Origin of the sequence: Marinobacter maroccanus, assembly GCF_002933275.1 — a bacterium.
Lineage (GTDB): Bacteria > Pseudomonadota > Gammaproteobacteria > Pseudomonadales > Oleiphilaceae > Marinobacter > Marinobacter maroccanus.
In genome coordinates, this window is record NZ_PSSX01000026.1 from 23,855 (window position 1) to 45,677 (window position 21,823).

Annotated in this window: 19 protein-coding genes; 16 read left to right on the forward strand and 3 right to left on the reverse strand. The window is 58.2% G+C overall.

Annotated elements, in window-relative coordinates:
- Positions 1-171: 171 nt before the first annotated feature.
- The 11 genes from dksA (at position 172) to pgi (ending at position 12,046) form a co-directional block, all read left to right on the forward strand.
- Positions 172-612: an RNA polymerase-binding protein DksA gene (dksA, locus tag KEHDKFFH_RS18810; RefSeq protein ID WP_008940629.1), complete on the forward strand. Its 441-nt coding sequence runs from the start codon at positions 172-174 to the stop codon at positions 610-612.
- Between the two features lie 58 nt (positions 613-670).
- A complete protein-coding gene (gluQRS, locus tag KEHDKFFH_RS18815; protein ID WP_104323326.1) occupies positions 671-1,543 on the forward strand; it encodes a tRNA glutamyl-Q(34) synthetase GluQRS in 873 nt (290 codons plus the stop codon).
- Between the two features lie 50 nt (positions 1,544-1,593).
- Complete coding sequence (locus tag KEHDKFFH_RS20265) at positions 1,594-1,770, forward strand: hypothetical protein (RefSeq protein WP_192875813.1); 177 nt, start codon at positions 1,594-1,596, stop codon at positions 1,768-1,770.
- The gene (locus KEHDKFFH_RS18820) at positions 1,760-4,723 is read left to right on the forward strand and encodes a sensor histidine kinase (protein WP_104323327.1); all 2,964 of its coding nucleotides are present in this window, start codon (positions 1,760-1,762) and stop codon (positions 4,721-4,723) included. Before KEHDKFFH_RS20265 ends, KEHDKFFH_RS18820 begins: the two co-directional genes overlap by 11 nt.
- A 7-nt stretch (positions 4,724-4,730) precedes the next feature.
- The gene (locus KEHDKFFH_RS18825; RefSeq protein ID WP_104323328.1) at positions 4,731-6,134 is read left to right on the forward strand and encodes a sigma-54-dependent transcriptional regulator; all 1,404 of its coding nucleotides are present in this window, start codon (positions 4,731-4,733) and stop codon (positions 6,132-6,134) included.
- Positions 6,135-6,467: 333 nt separating this feature from the next.
- Positions 6,468-6,812, forward strand: a complete 345-nt coding sequence (locus KEHDKFFH_RS20435) for a hypothetical protein (protein ID WP_241956559.1) — start codon at positions 6,468-6,470, stop codon at positions 6,810-6,812.
- Positions 6,805-8,169 (forward strand): polynucleotide adenylyltransferase PcnB, encoded by a 1,365-nt coding sequence (gene pcnB / locus KEHDKFFH_RS18835; protein ID WP_104323330.1) that lies wholly within the window; start codon positions 6,805-6,807, stop codon positions 8,167-8,169. The genes KEHDKFFH_RS20435 and pcnB overlap by 8 nt, the downstream gene beginning before the upstream one ends.
- Complete coding sequence (folK, locus tag KEHDKFFH_RS18840) at positions 8,166-8,663, forward strand: 2-amino-4-hydroxy-6-hydroxymethyldihydropteridine diphosphokinase (protein ID WP_104323331.1); 498 nt, start codon at positions 8,166-8,168, stop codon at positions 8,661-8,663. Before pcnB ends, folK (KEHDKFFH_RS18840) begins: the two co-directional genes overlap by 4 nt.
- Before the next feature lie 59 nt (positions 8,664-8,722).
- Positions 8,723-9,517 carry a 3-methyl-2-oxobutanoate hydroxymethyltransferase gene (panB, locus tag KEHDKFFH_RS18845; protein ID WP_104323332.1) on the forward strand — a complete coding sequence of 265 codons (795 nt, stop codon included), beginning with the start codon at positions 8,723-8,725 and terminating at the stop codon, positions 9,515-9,517.
- Positions 9,514-10,362, forward strand: coding sequence for a pantoate--beta-alanine ligase (panC, locus tag KEHDKFFH_RS18850; protein ID WP_104323333.1), 849 nt, complete (start codon positions 9,514-9,516; stop codon positions 10,360-10,362). The genes panB and panC overlap by 4 nt, the downstream gene beginning before the upstream one ends.
- A 22-nt stretch (positions 10,363-10,384) precedes the next feature.
- Positions 10,385-12,046: a glucose-6-phosphate isomerase gene (gene pgi, locus KEHDKFFH_RS18855; protein WP_104323334.1), complete on the forward strand. Its 1,662-nt coding sequence runs from the start codon at positions 10,385-10,387 to the stop codon at positions 12,044-12,046.
- Here the strand turns inward: pgi and folK (KEHDKFFH_RS18860) are convergent.
- A complete protein-coding gene (gene folK / locus KEHDKFFH_RS18860) occupies positions 12,029-12,553 on the reverse strand; it encodes a 2-amino-4-hydroxy-6-hydroxymethyldihydropteridine diphosphokinase (protein WP_104323335.1) in 525 nt (174 codons plus the stop codon). The two genes, pgi and folK (KEHDKFFH_RS18860), sit on opposite strands and share 18 nt — an antisense overlap.
- Entirely contained in the window at positions 12,553-12,927 is a 375-nt protein-coding gene (gene folB, locus KEHDKFFH_RS18865; protein ID WP_104323336.1) for a dihydroneopterin aldolase, read from the reverse strand. The genes folK (KEHDKFFH_RS18860) and folB overlap by 1 nt, the downstream gene beginning before the upstream one ends.
- A 140-nt stretch (positions 12,928-13,067) precedes the next feature.
- Here folB and plsY point away from each other — a divergent pair, with 140 nt between their 5' ends.
- A complete protein-coding gene (plsY, locus tag KEHDKFFH_RS18870) occupies positions 13,068-13,658 on the forward strand; it encodes a glycerol-3-phosphate 1-O-acyltransferase PlsY (protein WP_104323378.1) in 591 nt (196 codons plus the stop codon).
- 3 nt (positions 13,659-13,661) lie between these two features.
- On the opposite strand, the gene tsaD is transcribed toward plsY, so the two are convergent.
- Complete coding sequence (gene tsaD, locus KEHDKFFH_RS18875; protein WP_104323379.1) at positions 13,662-14,717, reverse strand: tRNA (adenosine(37)-N6)-threonylcarbamoyltransferase complex transferase subunit TsaD; 1,056 nt, start codon at positions 14,715-14,717, stop codon at positions 13,662-13,664.
- A gap of 239 nt (positions 14,718-14,956) precedes the next feature.
- Here tsaD and rpsU point away from each other — a divergent pair, with 239 nt between their 5' ends.
- The 4 genes from rpsU to KEHDKFFH_RS18895 all read left to right on the forward strand — a co-directional run bounded on the left by rpsU (position 14,957) and on the right by KEHDKFFH_RS18895 (position 21,654).
- Positions 14,957-15,172 carry a 30S ribosomal protein S21 gene (gene rpsU, locus KEHDKFFH_RS18880; RefSeq protein ID WP_007153483.1) on the forward strand — a complete coding sequence of 72 codons (216 nt, stop codon included), beginning with the start codon at positions 14,957-14,959 and terminating at the stop codon, positions 15,170-15,172.
- Positions 15,173-15,321: 149 nt separating this feature from the next.
- Complete coding sequence (gene dnaG / locus KEHDKFFH_RS18885; RefSeq protein WP_104323337.1) at positions 15,322-17,049, forward strand: DNA primase; 1,728 nt, start codon at positions 15,322-15,324, stop codon at positions 17,047-17,049.
- Between the two features lie 133 nt (positions 17,050-17,182).
- Positions 17,183-19,030 (forward strand): RNA polymerase sigma factor RpoD, encoded by a 1,848-nt coding sequence (gene rpoD / locus KEHDKFFH_RS18890; protein WP_104323338.1) that lies wholly within the window; start codon positions 17,183-17,185, stop codon positions 19,028-19,030.
- Positions 19,031-19,791: 761 nt separating this feature from the next.
- The gene (locus KEHDKFFH_RS18895) at positions 19,792-21,654 is read left to right on the forward strand and encodes a group II intron reverse transcriptase/maturase (protein ID WP_104323339.1); all 1,863 of its coding nucleotides are present in this window, start codon (positions 19,792-19,794) and stop codon (positions 21,652-21,654) included.
- Positions 21,655-21,823: the final 169 nt, after the last annotated feature.

The following is a 21,823-nucleotide window of genomic DNA, read 5'->3' on the forward strand; positions in this document are numbered from 1 at the left end:
CGTACAAAAGTCGATGTCACAAGGCTGGCACCCCCGTGACTAATCTGCTATTTTCCGCAAATTCCCGTTTCAGGACGAATGCTTCATCCAGGGTATAACCGCGCAGCCACGGGGGCTCACGCGGAGGGAAGCAAAGCGTTCTTGTGAAGTACAAACAAGAGGCCGGGTTCAATGGCAAACACTGCAGAACAACCACGCGAACGTTTTACCAACTTCACCCCCTATGAAATGAAGAAGGGTGAAGAGTACATGAGTGCGGAAATGCTCCAGCACTTCAAGGATCTGCTGCTGCAATGGAAGCAGGAGCTGATGGAAGAAGTCGACCGCACCATGCACCACATGCAGGAAGACGCCGCAAATTACGCGGATCCCAGCGATCGCGCAACCCAGGAAGAAGAATTCAGCCTGGAGCTGCGTACCCGGGACCGGGAGCGGAAACTGATCAAGAAAATTGACCAGACCATCGACCGCATCGACAAGGACGACTACGGCTTCTGCGATCAGTGCGGTGTGGAAATCGGTATCCGCCGTCTGGAAGCGCGCCCGACTGCAACCCTGTGCATCGACTGCAAGACTCTGGCCGAGATTCGCGAACGCCAGACCGGCATCTGAGCCGACCAATCAACAGCTGCCGCCGGGGTATTCCTGCCCCGCCGGCTGACTGACCACCATGAACAACCCTTCTTATCGCGGCCGTTTTGCGCCCTCTCCGACCGGCCCGCTGCATTTCGGCTCACTGGTTACTGCACTTGCCAGCTTCCTGGAAGCCCGTAGTCAGGGCGGCCGATGGTTTATCCGCATTGAAGACCTGGATCCGTTGAGGGAGCCGCCGGAAGCTACCGGGCAAATTCTCGCCAGTCTGGACGCCCACGGCCTGTTTCCCGACGAACCTGTGCGGTTCCAGTCCAGACGTCACGACGCCTATCAGGACGCCATCGACCGATTGCTCGAAAGCGGCCACGCCTATCGTTGCCAATGCTCACGCAAGGAGCTGCAAGCCAACGAGGGCCGCCACCCCAATCAGTGTCGCAGCCGCACAGCATTGGACGGTGACAGTCCTTACGCCATCCGTTTTGCCCTCGAAGACGAGAATTGCCACTGGCAGGACCTGTTGCTCGGGCCACAACGTCAGGTCGTCAAGGCAGAGCTTGATGATCCGGTGCTCCTCCGTAAGGAGGGGTTCTACGCCTATCAGCTCGCCGTGGTAGTGGACGACATTGATCAGGGCATCACGGACGTGGTGCGTGGCTCCGACCTGCTGGACATGACGGCGCAACAGCAGCAAATTTACCGGGCCCTGGGCGCCCATCCCCCGCGTTGGCTGCACATTCCGGTCATACTCAATGAGCAGGGCCAGAAACTCAGCAAGCAGACCCATGCCCCGGCGCTGAACGACGAAACGCCTGTCGACAACCTGTTCCGGGCGCTTGTTGCCCTTGGCCAGAATCCGCCTGCTGATCTGGCAACCGGCTCGCTGGAATCCCTGCTGGAATGGGGCTGGAAGAACTGGCAACGGGGCGCCATCCACCTGACATCCCGATGAGGGACATGGTATAAAGCCCTTCTCACACCTCAGCGCGGATAGCATGCCTGATGTATATCTACCGTCTGGTCTTCCTGTTGGTACTGGCCATCTATATTTTTTCACCCAACATCCTTGACTGGTGGACTTCGCCGGGTAACGTCTGGTACAGCCCCTACATTATCTGGGCCGTGCTGATTGCCATCGGTTTCTGGCTGGAATGGCGGCGGGACCCCAATGAGTTTTAGTGCCTCCGGCCTGCTGCTCGCCAGCCTGCTGTATCTGATTCTGCTGTTCGGCATTGCCTGGTTTACCGAGCGCGGCATGGTGCCCAGACGCTGGGTTCGCCACCCTCTGGTTTACGTACTCAGCCTGGGCGTCTACGCCGGCATATGGGCAGTCTATGGTGCCGTGGGCATGGCGGCCGAATCCGGCTACGGCTTCCTCGCCTACTACCTGGGTATCAGCGGCGCCTTTCTTCTGGCACCGGTACTTCTGAACCCGGTCATGAGGATCGGTCGAGCCTACCAGTTAACTTCCCTGGCCGACCTGTTTGCCTACCGCTACCGCAGCCAGTGGGCGGGAACCCTGGTCACCCTGTGCTCCGGCGGCGCCATTCTGGCGCTGCTGAGCATGCAGATCCAGGCAGTCGCCACCTCTGCCAGCATCCTGGCGCCGGACACCTCTCCCAAGCTGATCAGTGTGATGTTCAGCATGATCGTGGTGTTGTTTGCCATGCTGTTCGGGGCACGCCGTGACCAGAATTCCGAAAACCATCAGGGCCTGGTACTGGCCATTGCCTTTGACTCTCTGGTCAAGCTGACAGCCCTGCTGGTACTCGGGGGCGTGATCCTGTTCGGAGTCTTTGACGGCATGAACGGCCTGGAGCGCTGGCTGGACAACCGCACCTCGCCAGCCACCACCATGACCCTGAGCATTGACGACGGCAGTTGGCGGGCACTGATGCTGATGTCCTTTGCCGGAGCCCTGGTGCTGCCGCACATGTATCACATGACCTTCAGCGAAAACCCTTCACCCAAGGCGCTGGCGAAAGCCAGCTGGGGCCTGCCACTGTACCTGTTACTGCTAGGCCTGCCGGTGCCCCTGATCCTCTGGGGCGGCCAGGCATTGGAAGTCACTACAGGGCCCGGCTTCTTCGCCATCGGAGCCGCCCAGGCACTGGAAAGCCCGGCACTGACGCTGCTCATGTACATCGCCGGCCTGTCCGCAGCCAGCGGCCTGATGATTGTCAGCACCCTGGCATTGGCGGGCATGGCCCTGAACCACGTGGTGTTGCCACTGAAAACCCCGAAAGACCAGGGCGATATCTATCGCTGGCTGCAGTGGATCAAACGCCTGCTCATTGCGGTGATCATTTTCCTGGCGTTGCTGTTCCACGAGGCCGTTGGCAAAAACCTGGATCTGTCCATTCTCGGCGCCATTTCCCTCTCCGGCACATTGCAGCTGCTGCCGGGTGCCCTGGGAGTGATTTACTGGCCGGAGGGCAACCGCCGCGGCCTGATTGCCGGCCTGATTGTCGGGCTGACCATCTGGGTGGTTACCCTGGTACTGCCGTTCTCACATACGGCCAACCTGCTGGCCTGGCTCGATGCGCCACTGATACCGGATTACAGCAACTGGCATATCTTCACCTTCGTCAGCCTGACCGCCAACATTACCGTGTTCGCCCTGATTTCCATCCTCAGCACCAGTACCAGTGAAGAGAACAGCGCAGCCCAGGCCTGCTCACTGGGAGCCCTGTCACGCCCGCAACGCCGTGAACTGCTGGCCACATCTTCCAGTGACTTTGTCCGGCAACTGGCGGAGCCTCTGGGCTATGGCGTTGCCCGGCGAGAAGTGGAGCGGGCACTGGGTCAGCTGAAACTGCCCAATGTGGAGTACCGGCCTTACCAGCTCAGGCGCCTGAGGGACCAGGTAGAAATAAATCTGTCCGGCCTGCTCGGCCCTTCTGTCGCCCGGGATATGGTCAAACGCCACCTCGGCTTCAAACCCATGGCCCAGGGCGGCACCGCTCAGGATATTCGCTATGTTGAACGTGCCCTCGGCGACTACCAGAACCGACTGACCGGACTGGCCGGTGAGCTGGACAACCTTCGCCGGCATTACCGTCAGACCCTGCAGAACCTGCCCATTCCCGCATGCTCTGTGGGCGAAGACGGTGAAATCCTGATGTGGAACCACACCATGGAGGAACTCACCGGCATTACCGCCGATGATGTGGTCGGCGCCAGGCTGATGGCCCTGCCCGAGCACTGGCACCTGCTGCTCGAGGATTTCAACCGGGGGCCGGACCTGCATCGCTACAAACATCGCCTGGACCTGCGCGGCAAGCCCCACTGGCTGAACCTCCACAAGGCCGCCCTGAGCGGGCCAGACCACACCGAAGGCGGAAGCATCATCCTGGTGGAAGACCAGACCGAAACGCGGCTGCTGGAAGATGAATTGATGCACAGCGAACGGCTGGCATCGGTGGGCAGGCTGGCGGCTGGTGTCGCCCATGAAATCGGCAACCCCGTGACCGGCATCTCATCGCTGGCCCAGAACCTGAAACTGGAAACCGATAACCCGGATATTCTCGACACGGCAGACCAGATCCAGCAGCAGACCCGGCGAATCTCCACCATCCTGCAGTCGCTGATGAACTTTGCCCGCACCGGCAATCATGCCCAGGCCAACCGGTACGAGCCGGTGACGATACACCGCTGCGTCGACGAATCGATCAACCTGCTTTCCCTGAGTGACAAGGGGCTGGGTATTCACTACGTTAATGACTGCCCACCCTCCTTACAGGTACTGGGCGATGAGCAGCGTCTGGTCCAGGTCTTCGTCAACCTGCTGGCAAACGCCCGGGATGCGTCACCGGAAGGCGGCACTATCCGGGTCAGTGGAAAGGGCGATGGCTACTCCGCTATTATCGAAGTGGTTGATGAAGGCTCCGGCATCCCCGGGGATCAGCTCGATCATATCTTCGAGCCGTTTTACACCACCAAGGCCCCCAACAAGGGAACCGGTCTTGGCCTGTCGCTGGTGTACAGCATTATTGAAGAGCACTATGGCAACATTCAGGTGGACAGCCCGGCGAACACCGACACCGGCCGTGGAACCTGCGTGAGGCTGAGATTGCCAGCCTACGAACCGGAAACCGGCAACATTGCCATCAGCCAGAACCAAAGGTCTTGAGACTCCTATGCCTCGCATTCTGATCGTGGAAGACGAAGACATTATTCGCTCGGCAGTGCGCAAACTGTTGCTGCACGCCGGTTATGAAGTCGCCGATGCCTCCTCCGTTGAGGAAGCCGAACAGCACCACGAACCGGATCAGTTTGACCTGATCATTTCCGATCTTCGCCTGCCGGGAGCGGCAGGCACCGAATTGATCAACCGTGCACCCAATACACCGGTGCTGATCATGACCAGCTACGCCAGCCTGCGATCTGCCGTGGATTCCATGAAAATGGGCGCCGTTGAGTACATCGCCAAGCCGTTTGACCATGATGAAATGCTGGCCGCTGTGGAGAACATTCTTTCCCGGCAGCCCTCTGCGCGCAACGCGGGTGATGACTCGGCACCAGCCGCAGAAACGCCCGAAAGCAGTGATCCAGCCAACATCATGTTTGGCCAGTGCGAGCCAATGCAGCGCGTATTTACCCTGATCCGGAAGGTAGCTCCGACAGAAACCACCGTGCTGATTCAGGGCGAATCCGGTACCGGTAAGGAGCTGGCCGCCCGGGCCCTTCACCTGCTAAGCCCCCGCGCCGCCAAACCGCTGATCTCGGTAAACTGCGCAGCCATCCCGGAAAGCCTGATTGAGTCGGAACTGTTTGGCCATGAAAAGGGCGCCTTCACCGGCGCGGTCTCGGCAAGAACCGGTCTGATAGAGGCCGCCGATGGCGGTAGCCTGTTCCTCGACGAAATCGGCGAACTGCCTGCTGAAGCCCAGGCCCGGCTGCTACGGGTGCTGCAGGAGAGCGAAATCCGGAAAGTTGGCTCGACCCAGAGCCGCACAGTAAATGTGCGGATGATTGCGGCCACTCACCGTAACCTCAAAGCCATGACACGAACCGGGGAATTCCGGGAAGACCTGTATTACCGGTTGAACGTTATGCAGATCCGGATTCCGCCTTTACGTGAGCGCCAAAGCGACATTCTCGGGCTCGCCCGCCGGTTCCTGAAACGCCAGGGCGAGAGAATGGGCAAACCCGACCTCAATCTCAGCCCCGAGGCCATGCGCGTCCTCGAACGCCACCGCTGGCCGGGCAACGTAAGGGAACTGGAGAATGCCATCGAGCGCGCTACTATCCTGTGCGATGGCGACGTGATTACGCCCGCCCTGCTGGACCTGGACAGCGAAGCTGGCGACGAACACATTCCTGAAACCCTGGTGGACGGCAACAACGAACAGACTCGCACCCGTGAGGTGGACTCCTCCAACGACCTCTCCCTGGAAGACTACTTCCAGCACTTCGTTCTGGAAAACCAGGATCGCATGAGCGAAACAGAGCTGGCCCAGAAATTGGGCATCAGCAGAAAATCCCTTTGGGAGCGTCGCCAGCGTCTTGGCATTCCCCGGAAAAAATCCTCGGGCAACTGAGTCCGTCATAATGTGAACCCGGACTCAGTTGTTACCCCATGTTCCTGTCGGTAACACTCCTCCTGCAAGTAACGTGATCTCAGTAACACTTAGGTTGAATACGGGGTAACACTTATGGCCTACAAAATCGTAAGATACTGTTAACCAAGAAAATTTAAAAACTGGCACACGGACTGCAACCTATATGGCGCACAACAACAAAAACAAGAGAGACAAAGCAGCGCCAACAACAAGAACAAAAAGCTGCAGAGAACGTTCGGTAACAAAAACAACAACAGAACGTGAGCGAACTGAGTGTTTTGGGTACTTTGCTTTTTAGTGGTCCCACGGCACGTGCGAGTTGTAGATGTAGAGAAGAATCACCTTGGAGGTGACACTGCAGCTACTCCAAACCCGCCCGATGTCTCTGACCGCTCTGTGTATTCAAAGCTTTCCGTTTGCACTGCTGAGATGCCCCTTGATGGGGATATGCAGTGGGGTACAAAAACCAAGAAAAATCCCGGCAAAAACAAAAACAATGCAGATCGTCAACGCTTTGAGGGCGGATTCGTGAGAACGGATCCGCCTTTTGATTTTCTGGCCCCAGGAACGGGAATCCACGGCAAACGTGTGCAAATCCTGCTCAAACCGTTAAACTCTCGGTTTTTGCTCATCGCAACCACGGATTTCAATGCCTAAACGACTCGTCGATAAACTCCGTTCCTTTATGCCCGGCAACGGTAAAAAGAAAGCCCGCACCTACCAGCGACGGGAAATCCCCCGGGACCAGCATAACGTCTCACGCTCGGTGATCAGCGAGCCTGCCAAGAAGGTCCTTCATCGTCTGAACAAGTCAGGCTATGACGCCTACCTAGTAGGAGGCGGCGTCAGGGATATCCTGCTGGGCGGAAAACCCAAAGATTTTGACATTGCGACCAATGCCACACCGGAGGAAGTTCACGACCTGTTCCGCAACTCCCGGTTGATCGGACGGCGGTTCCGGATTGTCCACGTGGTGTTTGGCCGCGAAGTGATCGAGGTAACGACTTTCCGGGGCAACGCCGCGGAAGCCGAAACCGACGCCGATGATGACGATCGCAGGACCAGTGAACACGGCCTGCTGCTTCGCGACAATGTTTACGGCAATCAGGAAGAGGACGCCCTGCGTCGGGACTTCACCGTCAATGCGCTGTACTACTGCATCCGCGACTTTACTGTTATCGATTTTGCCAATGGCATCGAGGATCTTCGCAACCGGCAGCTTCGCCTCATTGGCGACCCGGAGACCCGCTACCGGGAAGACCCGGTGCGCATGCTTCGCGCTATCCGCTTTGCCGCCAAACTGGGCTTTGACATTGAACCGGAAACCGAGGCGCCCATTGGTGAACTGGCCCCTCTGTTGACCCACATTCCACCGGCCCGTCTGTTTGATGAAGTGCTCAAACTGTTCTCCGCGGGCCACGGCGAGGCCACTTACGACCTGCTGACCCGTTACAACCTGCTGGAACCCCTGTTTCCGGAGACGGTCAGGGCCATCGAGTCCGGTGAGCCGGACGAGCTTATTCGCCAGGCCCTGAGAAACACCGATGCCCGGATCGCCCAGGGCAAGTCGGTTACGCCTTACTTCCTGTTTGCCGCCATGCTCTGGCCGGCACTTCAGGCGGAATGGCATCGCAGGCAGGACAACGGTGATCCCGTGCAGCCAGCACTGCACGGAGCCATCGGAAAGGTGATTGGCCGCCAGGTACAGGCAACCTCCATTCCCAAGCGCTTCTCCGGCCCCATGAAGGAAATCTGGGAACTCCAGATGCGCCTGCCCAGGCGACAGGGCAAGCGGGCCTTCGCCACCATGACCCATCCCCGGTTCCGGGCCGCTTACGATTTCCTGCTGGTCCGCGAAGCCTCTGGCGAGATTGAGCCGGGGCTTGGCCAATGGTGGACCGAGTTCCAGCAAGAGGATGAAAGGGGCCAGGAGCGGATGCTGTCAAAACTAAGCAACGATGGCCCCAAAAAGCGCCGTCGCCGGAAAACGGTCAAGCGCCCCTCCCAGCAATGATGAAAGATGCATTTATCGGTCTTGGCAGCAACCTGAAAGAACCGGCGGCTCAACTGGCCAGGGCAGTCTCCGCTCTGGCTACCCTGCCGGAAACGGTTCTGGTGGCTCAATCCCCGTTTTATGCCAGCCGCCCGGTCGGCCCCCAGGACCAGCCGGACTTCGTGAACGGTGCCGTGTGGCTGAGCACGTCCCTGCCGCCACACCGGCTGCTTGACGAACTACAGAACATCGAACATAAGCACGGCCGGGAACGGCTGAGGCACTGGGGACCCCGAACGCTCGACCTGGACATATTGCTCTTCGGCGACCAGACGTTGGACGACAAACGCCTCACCGTACCCCATCGGGAACTACGGAACCGCGACTTTGCACTCCAGCCCCTGCTGGACCTGAAGGCGGACCTGGCCCTACCTGACGGCACCCCCATTGCCGAGCTGCGCAGCCAATGCCCCGACAACGGCTTGCGCAAGCTTCCACCGGCGGATTACCCTTAACACTTCAATGCCGACACCCCGGCACGCCCAGGCCCATCCACCCAAAAGGCAAGGATTCTATGGCTGTTACCATCAATACCCTGCGTGAGTTCAAGCAGAAGGGCGAAGCCTTCGCTGCCCTTACCTCCTATGACGCCACCTTTTCCCAGGTGGTCAGCGAAGCGGGCGTTCACGTAATCCTGATCGGCGATTCCCTCGGCATGGTGCTCCAGGGCCATGACAGCACCCTGCCGGTGACTATGGATCAGATGGTGTATCACGTCAGCTGTGTGGCCAAAGGTAACCGCGGGTCCCTTATCATGGCTGACATGCCCTTCATGAGTTACGGCACAGTTGAGTCTGCCCTGGAAAACGCAGCAGAACTGATGCGAGCCGGCGCCCACATGGTAAAACTTGAGGGTACCGACTGGATGAAAGAGACCATTACCGCTCTGACCGAGCGGGCCGTGCCGGTGTGTGCGCATCTGGGCCTGACTCCGCAGTTCGTCAATAAATTTGGCGGTTACAAGGTTCAGGGCCGCGATGAAAAGGCAGCCGAAATGATGATCGAACATGCCTGCGAACTGGAAGCCGCCGGCGCCGATGTCATCCTACTGGAATGCGTCCCTGCGCCTCTGGCTGCGCGCATCGCCCAGGCCGTAAAAGCACCGGTCATCGGAATAGGTGCGGGCCCGGATACAGACGGCCAGATTCTTGTCTTGCACGACATGCTCGGCATTACCACCGGCCGCAAGCCACGGTTCGTCAAGAACTTCCTGGCCGAGACAGATTCGATACAGGACGCCCTGCAGGCCTACGTGAAAGCCGTAGGCGAGCGCACATTCCCCGCTGAGGAGCATACGTTCAAGGCATGAGAACCGTACATTCCCTGAAAGAATTGAGAACCATCCTCCGCGGCTATCGCCAGCAGGGAAAAACCATCGGCCTCGTTCCCACCATGGGCAACCTGCACGAAGGTCATATTTCGCTGGTTCGCAAAGCGGCCGAAATGGCGGATGTTGTGGTCACCAGTATCTTTGTAAATCCGATGCAGTTCGGGGCCGGTGAAGACCTCGATACCTACCCGAGAACACTGGCCGAAGACCAGGACAAGCTTGCCTCGGCCGGAAACACACTGGTATTTGCGCCCAGCGCCGAGGAAATCTACCCGGAGGGGTTGGCGAAGCAGACCCAGGTCGTTGTGCCGGATGTCAGCGATGGCCACTGCGGCGCCAGCAGGCCGGGCCATTTCGAGGGTGTTGCCACGGTAGTCACCATGCTGTTCAACATGGTGCAGCCGGACTTTGCCGTATTTGGCGAGAAGGATTTCCAGCAACTCGCCGTAATCCGAAAACTGGTCCGTGACCTGATGATCCCTGTGGATGTGGTGGGCGCGCCCACGGTGAGAGAGGACGACGGCCTGGCGAAAAGCTCACGCAATGGCTACCTGACACCTCAGGAGCGGCAGATTGCGCCGGCGGTCCACCAGACCCTGCAGACCACGGCGGCGAAGATCAACGATGGTCGTACAGACTTTCAGGCGCTGGAAAGCGAAGCTGAGAAAAGTCTCGGAGACGCCGGCCTCAGGCCGGATTACTTCAACATCGTCAACAGCCAGACGCTCAAACCGGCCACAGCCGAGGATCGGGACATTACCATCCTGGCGGCAGCCTTCCTGGGCACGACCCGTTTGATCGACAACCTGTCCCTGACCCGATAAGCCAACAGAAAAGGACGCTCTGATGCCCGCACATCTTGCAGTACTGACCTCGAAACCCGAATGGCAGACACTGAAGGAACAGCGAGAACGCCTGGACGGCGTTCTCATGAAGGATCTGTTCGAGCAGGATCCCGGGCGGGCAAAGCGCTACTTTATTGAAGGCGCAGGGCTGTCGCTGGACTTTTCCAAGAACCGCATCACTGATGAGGTGCTGGAGGCATTACTGGCGCTGGCCAGGAGCTGCAACCTGGAAGCCAGACGAGACGCATTGCTCCGGGGCGAGCGCGTTAATGTGACCGAGGATCGGCCTGCCCTGCACACCGCACTGCGCAATCCGGGAACCGAGGCAGTCACGGTAGACGGCGAGGACGTGATCGCCGAGGTTCAGAACACCCTCAATCGCATGGAAACCCTGGTGAACGATGTTCTGGATCAGCGTCGCACCGGATACACCGGCAAACCTTTCACCGACGTGGTAAGCATCGGGATTGGCGGCTCCTACCTGGGCCCCAAATTGGTAGGCGAAGCCCTTCAGCCCTATGCCCGGGCCGGCATTCGATGCCATTACGTGGCCAACATTGATGGCACTGAAATCTGCGAGACGCTTCGCCAGGTACATCCGGAAACCACCCTGTTCCTGATCCAGTCGAAGTCGTTCCGGACCCAGGAAACCCTGGAAAACAGCAAGGTGGCGCGGCAGTGGTTTCTGGATCGCTGCGGCGATGAACAGGCTGTCTCGCAGCACTTCATGGCGGTGACGGCCAACGTACCGGCGGCGCAGGACTTCGGCGTCGATCCGGCCAACGTCTTCCCGATGTGGGATTGGGTGGGCGGGCGTTACTCGCTCTGGTCCGCCATCGGGCTTCCAATTGCCTTCAGCGTTGGCATGGCCAACTTTCGGGCACTGCTGGCCGGCGCCCATGGCATGGACCAGCACTTCCGTGAAGCGCCACTGGCGGAGAATCTCCCTGTGGTTATGGCCATGCTGGGCATCTGGTACAACAATTTCTGGGGTGCCGAGACCCACGCGATCCTGCCCTACGATCACTACCTGCGCAGCCTTCCGGACCACCTCCAGCAGTTGGACATGGAAAGCAATGGCAAGAGCGTGACCCAAGCTGGCGCCCCCCTTGCCTGGCAATCTGGCCCGGTCATCTGGGGCGGTGTTGGCGCCAATGGCCAACATGCCTATCACCAGTTGATCCACCAGGGCACCCGGCTGATTCCGGCCGACTTCATCATCCCCCTCAAAACCCACAACCCAGTGGCTACCCATCACGCAGATCTGTTCGCCAACTGCCTGAGCCAGTCCCGGGCCATGATGGCCGGAAAATCACTGGAAGAAGCCAGGGCAGAACTGGCCGCGGAGGGTCGGTCCGAAGCCGAGACTGAACAGCTTGCGGCCCACAAGGTCATCCCGGGCAACAAGCCGAGCAACACACTGATTATGGAAAGCGTGACGCCAGAGACCGTTGGCGCACTCATCGCCCTCTACGAACATCGCACCTTCGTACAGGGGGTAATCTGGGATGTGGATTCGTTTGATCAGTGGGGCGTGGAGCTCGGGAAACAGTTGGGTAAGGGCATCCTGCCGCGTCTGCTTGGCGAGAAAGGCGGCAACCAGGCCAGCGACAGCTCGACCGATCACCTTATTGAACGGTTCCGCTCAACCGGCGGCGCTTGAGATCTGCCGGCCCTGCCAGTTGAAATCCACCGGCCACAGCCTCTGGCCGGTGCTGTATTCCCGCCACAACTGGCCGTAGGATTGACCGCACACCGGATGCGTTTCCTCCGGCGCGATGTCAGCCAGCGGGCGCAGCACGAAGGCGTTTTTTAGAATCTCCCCCCTGGGCAGCTCGACGCCATCTATCTGGCCGACCGCATCGCCGTAGGTGAGAATATCCAGATCCAGGGTTCGCGCACTGAATTTCGGCACATCCCGACGCCGACCATTATCGGCTTCCAGTTGTTTGAAACGCTGTGACAGCTCAGCCACTGGCAAGGCCGTATCCACACCCACCACCAGGTTCAGAAACGGAGACCCGTCAAATCCGACTGCCTCGCTGTCATAGACCGGGGAGATGATCAGTTCACCAAACCATGCAGACAGGGCATCAAGCGCGGCAGTGACATAACGCTCCCTGTCCACGTTGCTGCCAATGCTGATGTAAACCCGGACCGCCGCTGCCATTACCGCACTCCTGTCTCAGTTTTCTCTCCCCGCTCGATCCGAACGCCCACCGCCTGTGCCGCGGGAACGGCACCCGGCTTGCGTATCGCCAGCCGCAACCACTTGATGCCGAGTTCATCCTGCAGCGTTTTTGCCAGGACCTCCGCACCGTGTTCAAGCAGTTTCGGCCTAAGCGCCTGCAGGCAGGACTCGACCCGGGTGCTGACGGCAGCGTAATCCAGGGCATCGGCCACATCGTCTGTCGTACCCGGCACACTGTTATCCCAGGCCATTTCCAGATCAATCACCAGGCTCTGGGTGACTTCCCGTTCCCAGTCGTAAACTCCGACCACGGTTTCCACAACCAGGCCTTCGATCAATACGGTGTCTGCCAAGGGTGCTCCCGGATTCTTCCACTCTTTGGTGATTGAATAACGCACAACCAGGGGATACTGTGAACAAGCTGGCCTGTGCTTTCAGGGCGGGCATTTTCGCACACATTCACCAGATACGTCTTTGCTTCCGGGCCCATAGCATGCTTCCCAGTGATCCGGTGTTAACGGTTTTGCTCTGCGCCGCCGCTTATGTGGCAGGTTCGGTGCTGTTTGCCCTGCCGGTCTGCCAGCTCTGGAAGCTACCCGATCCCCGGGCCCAGGGCTCTGGCAACCCCGGCGCTACGAACGTCTACCGCACCGGCGGTTGGCCGCCAGCCCTGGTGACTCTTGCGCTGGATGCGGCCAAGGGCTGGTTGCCCGTATGGCTGGCCCATGCCGCCGGCCTTTCCGTGATGGTTCAGGCCGTCGTTGCCCTGTGTGCTGTTACCGGCCACATGATCCCGATTTTCTATCGATTCAAGGGTGGGAAAGGCGTCGCAACGGCGCTTGGTGCCGGCCTCGCGCTGGCACCGATCACAACGCTGATGATGGCTGCTATCTGGATGCTGGTGATCTGGCGGTGGCGCATTTCAGCTCTGGCCTCCCTGGTGGCGATTGTCAGCGGCCCACTGATCAGCGCCTTCATTGAACCGGAAACGCTGCCCCTGTTCGGCCTGCTCGCGTTGTTGATCGTCGTTCGCCACCGCAACAACCTGATCCGGCTGGCCCAGGGCCGCGAAGCCGGGCTTTAATCATCAGTCGACCAATCCGGTGGATCGAGGTTCGGTTATAGGTGGCAGCGTGTTCATGGGCCATCGGGGCACCGCCACAATACGCTCACCATCCTGCTGGCCAGCCTTCATGCGCTGGGCGCCGGCGTAGGCAATCATCGCACCGTTATCCGTACAGAATTCAGGGCGGGCGTAGAATACGTGGGCTTTGAGCTTTTCGGTCATCTTCTCCAGGCCTGCCCGCAGCCGTTTATTGGCGCTGACACCGCCGGCAATAACCAGACGCTTGCAGCCTGTCTGCTCCAGGGCCCGACGGCACTTGATGGTCAGTGTGTCGACCACAGCGGCCTCAAACGCCAGGGCGATATCCGCCCGGGTCTGGTCATCCAGTCCGCCCGCCTCACGTGCAGCATTGACGGTATTGAGCGTGAAGGTTTTCAGACCGCTGAAACTGAAATCCAGCCCTGGCCGGTCGGTCATCGGCCTCGGGAACCGGTAACGGCCTTCGGTACCCTTTTCCGCCAGCGCCGCCACGCGGGGGCCACCCGGATAGTCCAGACCGAGCATCTTGGCAGTCTTGTCAAAGGCCTCACCGGCGGCATCGTCTACCGATTCGCCCAGCATCTCGTACTCGCCAATGCCATCAACCCTGACCAGTTGGGTATGACCACCCGAGACCAGCAGTGCGACGAACGGAAACGCAGGTGGATTGTCTTCCAGCATGGGCGCCAGCAAATGCCCTTCCATGTGATGCACGCCCAGCACGGGAATACCCAGGGCGAAACCCAGGGCATGGGCCACCGAGCCGCCCACCATCAGGGCGCCCACCAACCCTGGGCCCGCAGTGTAGGCAATTCCCTCTATGTCGCTCCGATTTTTCCCGGCATCTGCCAGCACCTGATCGCACAGGGGCAGGAGCTTGCGAACATGATCCCGGGACGCCAGCTCAGGCACGACACCGCCGTAATCCGCGTGCATGTCGATCTGACTGAACAGGGCATGCCCCAGCAGCCCCGTTTCGGTGTCATACAGCGCTACGCCGGTTTCATCGCAGGATGTTTCAATACCTAGAATCAGCATAATGTCGGGCCACATTGGTTGGCAGAAATGAAAACGACGCGCATTTTAGCAGAAACCCGAAACCCACTGGCAGATTCATCGAACAAACATTGACCTTGCTATAACGCAGGCGCTATCATTGCCGCCCATAAAATATGCACTGGTCGAGTTTTAGCCAATCTGACCAGGGATCGAGAACCGGTCTGGCCTCGCCAGACGGACAAAATTGAAACCGAATCTATCAGGTAGGTGATTTTCGAATGCCAGCTGTTAAAGTGAAAGAGAATGAACCGTTTGACGTAGCACTGCGTCGCTTCAAGCGTTCCTGCGAAAAAGCGGGTGTACTTTCTGAAGTACGTCGTCGTGAGCACTACGAGAAGCCGACCGCTGTTCGTAAGCGCAAAGCAGCCGCTGCCGTTAAGCGTCATCTCAAGAAGCTTCAGCGGGAACAGCGCAAGTTCGAGCGTCTGTACTAAGTTTCACCTGACGCCGCTTGACTGCAAAGCACTGATTGCCTGTACAGCCGCAGGCTGCACAGAGCGACTCAAAAATGCCGCCGAGGCCTGGCTTCGGCGGCATTTTTGGCTATTGGCCAACTCCGATAACGGCCTGATGTGGAGCCCCCATGAGCGGACTGATCCCTCAACAGTTTGTTGAAAACCTGCTGGATCGTATCGACCTGGCGGAACTGATCGGTTCACGCATTACGCTCAAGAAAGCCGGGGCCAACTACAAGGCCTGTTGCCCGTTCCACGACGAGAAAACACCCTCGTTCAATGTCCGGCCAGACAAGGGCTTTTACCATTGTTTCGGATGCGGCGCCCATGGCGATGCCATCAGCTTTGTCAGGGAGTTTGAAGGCCTGGGCTTTACCGAAGCGGTCGAGGAGCTGGCCAAACGGGTGGGGCTGGAAGTGCCCTACGACCGCGCGGCCAAGCAGGAAATCCAGCAGGCGCGAACATTAACCGACGCCCTGGACTTTGCCAGCCGTTTCTACCAGTCATCGCTCAGCGGTCAGCAAGGCGCCTATGCGCGGGACTACCTGCAGCAACGGGGCCTGGACAACAGCATCATCGAGCAGTACCAGGTAGGCTACGCCCCTTCAACCGGTACCGCGCTGTTTGATGCCGCCAGCAAGGATCTGCAGGGCCCGCTGATTGAAACCGGGACGGTTTCCGACAAGTACGGCAGGCCCAGGGACCTGTTCCGCAACCGGGTAATGTTCCCGATTCGCAACACCCGGGGCAGAACCGTTGCGTTTGGCGGCCGCACCCTGGGGGACGACAAGGCGAAATACATCAACTCTCCGGAGTCGGATGTATTCCACAAAAGCCGCGAGATCTACGGCCTGTTCGAAGCCAAACAGGCCATCCGACAGCTGGACAAGCTGCTGGTGGTTGAGGGCTACATGGATGTGATCGCCCTCGCCCAGCACGGCATTCACTATGCGGTTGCGACACTGGGCACGGCGACGAACCAGGACAGCCTGACAGCGCTGCTGAAGCAGGTAAGGCACATTGTGTTCTGCTTTGATGGCGACCAGGCCGGCTTCCGGGCCGCCGACCGGGCCATGGAGAACGCGCTGGAACTGATGGCCGACGGCCTGCATCTTCAGTTTCTGATGCTGCCCCAGGGCGAGGACCCGGACACCCTTGTGCGCAAGGAGGGGCCGGAAGCGTTCCAGAAGCGCATTGAAGGGGCAACACCTCTGTCACGGTATTTGTTTGACCGGCAGAGCGAAGGCTTGGACCTGCAACTGCCTGAGCACCGGGGCGAACTGCGAGCCAGAGTTGAACCTCTGCTCAACAAGATGCCCAGAAGCACCCTCCGGGATGCCATGTGGCACGAAATGCTCCGCCTTTGCGGTGGCCGGAACCAGTGGCAGAACCGCCAGCAGGGCCAGAAAGGATGGCGGAACGGCGAGCGACGGGATCGGGTTTCCGAAGATCGCATCGATGTAAAGCTCAGCAAGGACAGCATTCTGTGCCTTGCCCTGCTGGAAGCACCGGACCTGGCCGCCGAGGTGACCGAACTGGCCCGCAGCTCCCGGCAGTTCAATCAGGCCCGGAATTTTGCCGAGTGGATTCTGGCAAACGACATCCGGGACCGGAAAACCCTGGTGCGTAAGCTGGCACTGGATACGGGCGCTCGTGAGCGCTTTTACCACCTGTTTGACGGGATCGAGCATATTCCGGCCCGGGAGAGCACACTGGCCGCCGCCCGCGAGCTTCTGAGTCCGAACGAAGAGGCATCCCGCCAGCAGCGGCTTGCCACACTATTGAGAAATCTGTCGAACCTTACGACCGAGGAACGGCAGGAGCTGAGAGCCCTGAGCAGTGGTACCGGGGACTAGCAGCACTTGAAACTTGATGCGCTGATCACCATCTAACCTTTGAGCCTAGGCTCCTTGGTGGCAGAGCAACTAAGCGACAGCTATAATGGCTGTTTAACTTTTTTCCTTCTAAAAGCGAGTTTACAGGGTGTCTATGTCAGGCAATTCGCAAAAATCACGTTTGAAAGACCTCATTGCACGAGGCAAGGAACAAGGTTACCTGACTTACGCCGAGGTAAACGACCACCTCCCGGAAGATATCGCTGACCCGGATCAGGTCGAAGACATTATTCGCATGATCAACGACATGGGTATCCAGGTGTGCGAAGAAACACCAGACGCCGATACCCTGCTGATGACCGAGGGCGATTCCACCGCCGACGAAGCCGCCGCCGCTGAAGCCGCCGCCGCTCTGGCCGCCGTAGAAACCGATGCTGGCCGCACCACGGACCCGGTGCGCATGTACATGCGTGAAATGGGTACCGTCGAGCTGCTGACCCGCGAAGGCGAAATCGTTATCGCCAAGCGCATCGAAGAAGGCATCCGCGATGTGATGGCCGCCGTTGCACACTTCCCGGGTACCGCCGGCACGGTAATCCAGGCCTACGACCGTATTCTCGAAAACGAAGGTCGCATCAGCGACATCGTAACGGGCTTCCTCGATCCGGACGACGCCGAGCCGTTCATGGGCGAGGAAACCACCACCGAGAGCTCCGACGATTCCGATTCCTCTTCCGACGATGACGACGACTCGTCGGAAGAAGAAACCGATAACGGCCCGGATCCGGAAGAGACCCGTCTCCGTTTCGAGCTGCTCAACGAAAAGCTCGATGCCGCCAACAAGGCCTTGGCCAAGCACGGCCGTTCCGACAAGAAAACCCAGGAAGCCCTGAACGAGCTGGGCCAGGTATTCGCACCGTTCAAGCTTGCCAACAAGGCGTTTGATGAGCTGGTCAACGTGGTTCGCTCCACCAACGACCTGGTTCGTGAGAACGAGCGCGCGATCATGCAGATCTGTGTTCGCGAGTGTAAAATGCCCCGCAAGGACTTCATCAAGTCGTTCCCGGGCAACGAGACCAACCTGGAATGGGCCGAGAAGATCGCCAAGAGCAAGAAGCCCTACGCAGCGCCCATGGCCGAGCGTATTGACGAGATTGTTCGCCTGCAGAAGCGCATCCAGAATGTGCAGACCGAAGTGGATCTGGACGTTGCCGACATCAAAGAAATCAACCGTCGCGTCTCTATCGGCGAGGCCAAGGCACGCCGCGCCAAGAAAGAGATGGTTGAGGCCAACCTGCGTCTGGTTATTTCCATCGCCAAGAAGTACACCAACCGCGGCCTGCAGTTCCTGGACCTGATCCAGGAGGGCAACATCGGCCTTATGAAGGCGGTGGACAAGTTCGAGTACCGCCGGGGCTACAAGTTCTCCACATATGCCACCTGGTGGATTCGTCAGGCCATCACCCGCTCTATCGCGGACCAGGCCCGCACCATCCGTATTCCGGTGCACATGATCGAGACCATCAACAAGCTCAACCGCATCTCCCGCCAGATGCTGCAGGAGATGGGTCGCGAACCCACGCCGGAAGAGCTGGGCGAGCGCATGGAAATGCCTGAGGACAAGATCCGCAAGGTACTGAAGATTGCCAAAGAGCCGATCTCCATGGAAACCCCGATTGGCGACGACGAAGACAGCCATCTGGGCGACTTCATCGAAGATATCCAGGCCCTCTCCCCGGTGGATTCCGCCACCGCCGAAGGCCTGCGCGAAGCCACCCGCTCGGTGCTGGCCGGCCTCACCGCCCGCGAGTCCAAGGTTCTGCGGATGCGCTTCGGTATCGAGATGAACACCGACCACACCCTGGAAGAAGTCGGCAAGCAGTTCGACGTTACCCGGGAGCGGATCCGTCAGATCGAAGCCAAGGCCCTGCGCAAACTGCGTCACCCGTCACGCTCCGATCACCTGCGTGGCTTTATCGACGACCAGGGCAATCAGGGATAATTTCCCAAACAGTAGCGGGCGCCACACCTCACCGGTATAATGGCGCCCGCTTTGTTTCCCCCTCCGGAAACACCTCTCAAAACAGCGTTCGCTTAACGGGCCTATAGCTCAGTTGGTTAGAGCAGNGGNCTCATAAGTGCGCCGATGTGGGCGCATCAACGTTGTGGCTGGATAGTCACTGCCCTGCGGTAAAGGGGCATAAAGCACCGACTTATTAACGGCAGAAATAGGCTGAATGGTCCTTCTCCGTTAGTCGGTAAAAGGCATACGAGAGGTAGTCGCAATAACCTCAATAGGTATGTCAGCTAGGATGGATATGGTGAAAGCTAAACTGCTTGAATCCTAGACCAAGATGGGGAATATTCGCCTCCCATTTGGCAACATGCGACTTACGCCAAATCGCAGTTGATCGAGTATAACGATTATGAGTACACTCGACGCCGCTCAACTGCCATCACCCCAAGTAGGGGGAAAACGGTCGAAAGGGGCACCTAAGTCCATAGCACGTTGATGTGATTAACTTCGGGATTACCTAAGGCGAGTAATCGCTAAGGCTTAGCAGACAACCGCTACAGCCGTGGTAACGGAGCCTTCGTAATACCCTCACGGAGGGCCTATAGCTCAATGGTTAGAGCAGCGGCCTCATAAGCCTCGCGCCCTACTCCACCATGAAAGCTTCCTTCGTATACGACGGGCTCAACAGCTCGTGAATGGGGAAGGGAGGCAGGTTGTCACTCTTCATGGACTGGAGGTTAACTCGGATGAGTTACAAAGATCTCACAAGAATTGAAGAAATCCGAAAGCTGAACGCTTCACGGTCAAACTGGGTCAATAAAGACCTGTACCGCCTGATGTATAAACGCGATTTGTATATCGTCGCGTATGAACGCATTAAGAGCAACGCAGGTAACATGACCAAAGGGTCTGATGGGACAACAATTGATGGTTTCTCTCTTGACGCCATTGATAAGCTCATTAAAAGCATGCGGGACGAAACCTTCAAGTTCAAAGGAGCTAGGAGAGTCGAAATCCCCAAGGCTAACGGGAAAACGAGACCTCTAGGCATCGCGCCGCCTCGGGATAAGGTCGTCCAAGAAGTTATGCGGATGATCCTCGAAGCAATATACGAGCCTACGTTTCATGACCTGAGCCATGGCTTCAGACCTGACCGAGGATGCCACACAGCCTTGAAGGAAGTCAGAAATGGCTGGTCTGGAGTAAACTGGATCATAGAGGGAGACATCAAAGGCTTCTTCGATGACATCGACCACTCCATTCTAATCAAACTGCTGCGTAAACGCATTGAAGATGAGAGATTCCTAAACCTCATCCAGAAGGCGCTAAAGGCAGGCTACTTCGAGTTCGGAACGTTCAAGGATACCCTGGCGGGAACTCCTCAAGGCAGCATCGTCTCACCGATACTCGCCAACATCTGCCTTCACGAGTTCGATGAATTCGTCGAAAGTCAGGTAATTGAGGCCTACCAAAAAGGGAAGTCCAAAAAACGTAATCCTGAATCTCGTAGACAGTCAGCCAAGCTGGAAAGACTGAGAAAGGGATTGGACAACTTGGAAGGCGAGGAACGCGCTCGCCGGATCAAGGACATCCGTCTGACCAAGAAGCGGTTGCTGGATATTCCATCATCCCATCCTTCGGATGACAGCTTCGTCAGAATCAAATACATCCGATATGCGGACGACTGGATGATCGGGGTCAACGGCTCGCATGAGCTTGCCCATACGATCCGGGAAAAGGCCAAGGAGTTCCTTCGGGACCGCCTCAACCTGACCCTCAGTATGGAGAAGACCCATATTCGCCACGCCAAAACTGAAGCAGCGTTCTTTCTTGGGACGTTGATAAAGATAGGCAGAAGCGGAAACCAAAAGGTCATGAAGGTAAAGCGCGGTGGCCAGACCTTCACGAAAAGGGTAGCCGGATGGACCCCCTCGATGTTCGTCCCGACAGGGAAACTTGTTAAGGACCTGCATGCGAAAGGACTTTGCGACCCCGCTGGGAACCCGAAATCCAAGGGCGCTTGGACGGCACTGGACGACACTCAGATAGTCGAGATGTACAACGGCATACTGAGGGGGCTGCTGAACTACTATAGTTTCGTGGACAACTTCTCAGACCTAACTCGGGTTCAGTACATTGTGAAATTCTCGGCAGCCAAAACCTTGGCTGGCAAGCATAGGACAAGCGTCAGGAAAACCTTCAAAAAGTTTGGAGATAGACTGACGGTGAAAGTATACGACGATCAAGGCAAAGTCGTTCGAGCGGTGGCACTAAGCCTCTGCAAGAACTGGAGAGCCTCTCCCATGCGCTTTATGGTCTCCGACCAGAACGCCATGGCAGGCCGACTGGTGTCCTTCTCACGGCTTCGAACACGTTCGAAGCTCTTCAGTCCGTGCGTAATCTGCGGCGAACCAAACGGGGTAGCAATGCACCACGTTAAGCACATCCGCAGAATGGGAAGTAAAGTGAAGGGATTCACGAAACTGATGGCCATGATGAACCGAAAGCAGATTCCGGTCTGCAAGGATTGTCACCACAGCATCCACAACGGAAGCTATGATGGCCTCGCACTGAAGGATTTTAAACTTCCCCACATTGCCGCAGCCTAATTAGGATGACAACTGGAGAGCGTAGTGCTTGGAAACCTGCACGCTGCGTTCGGAGGGAGGGGATTGCGCTCCTATTAACTTAGGACGTGGTCTCCGACCCTACTCCCTTGGTCGCAGGTTCGAGTCCTGCTGGGCCCACCATAAATAACAGCAACAATGTCCGCAGCCC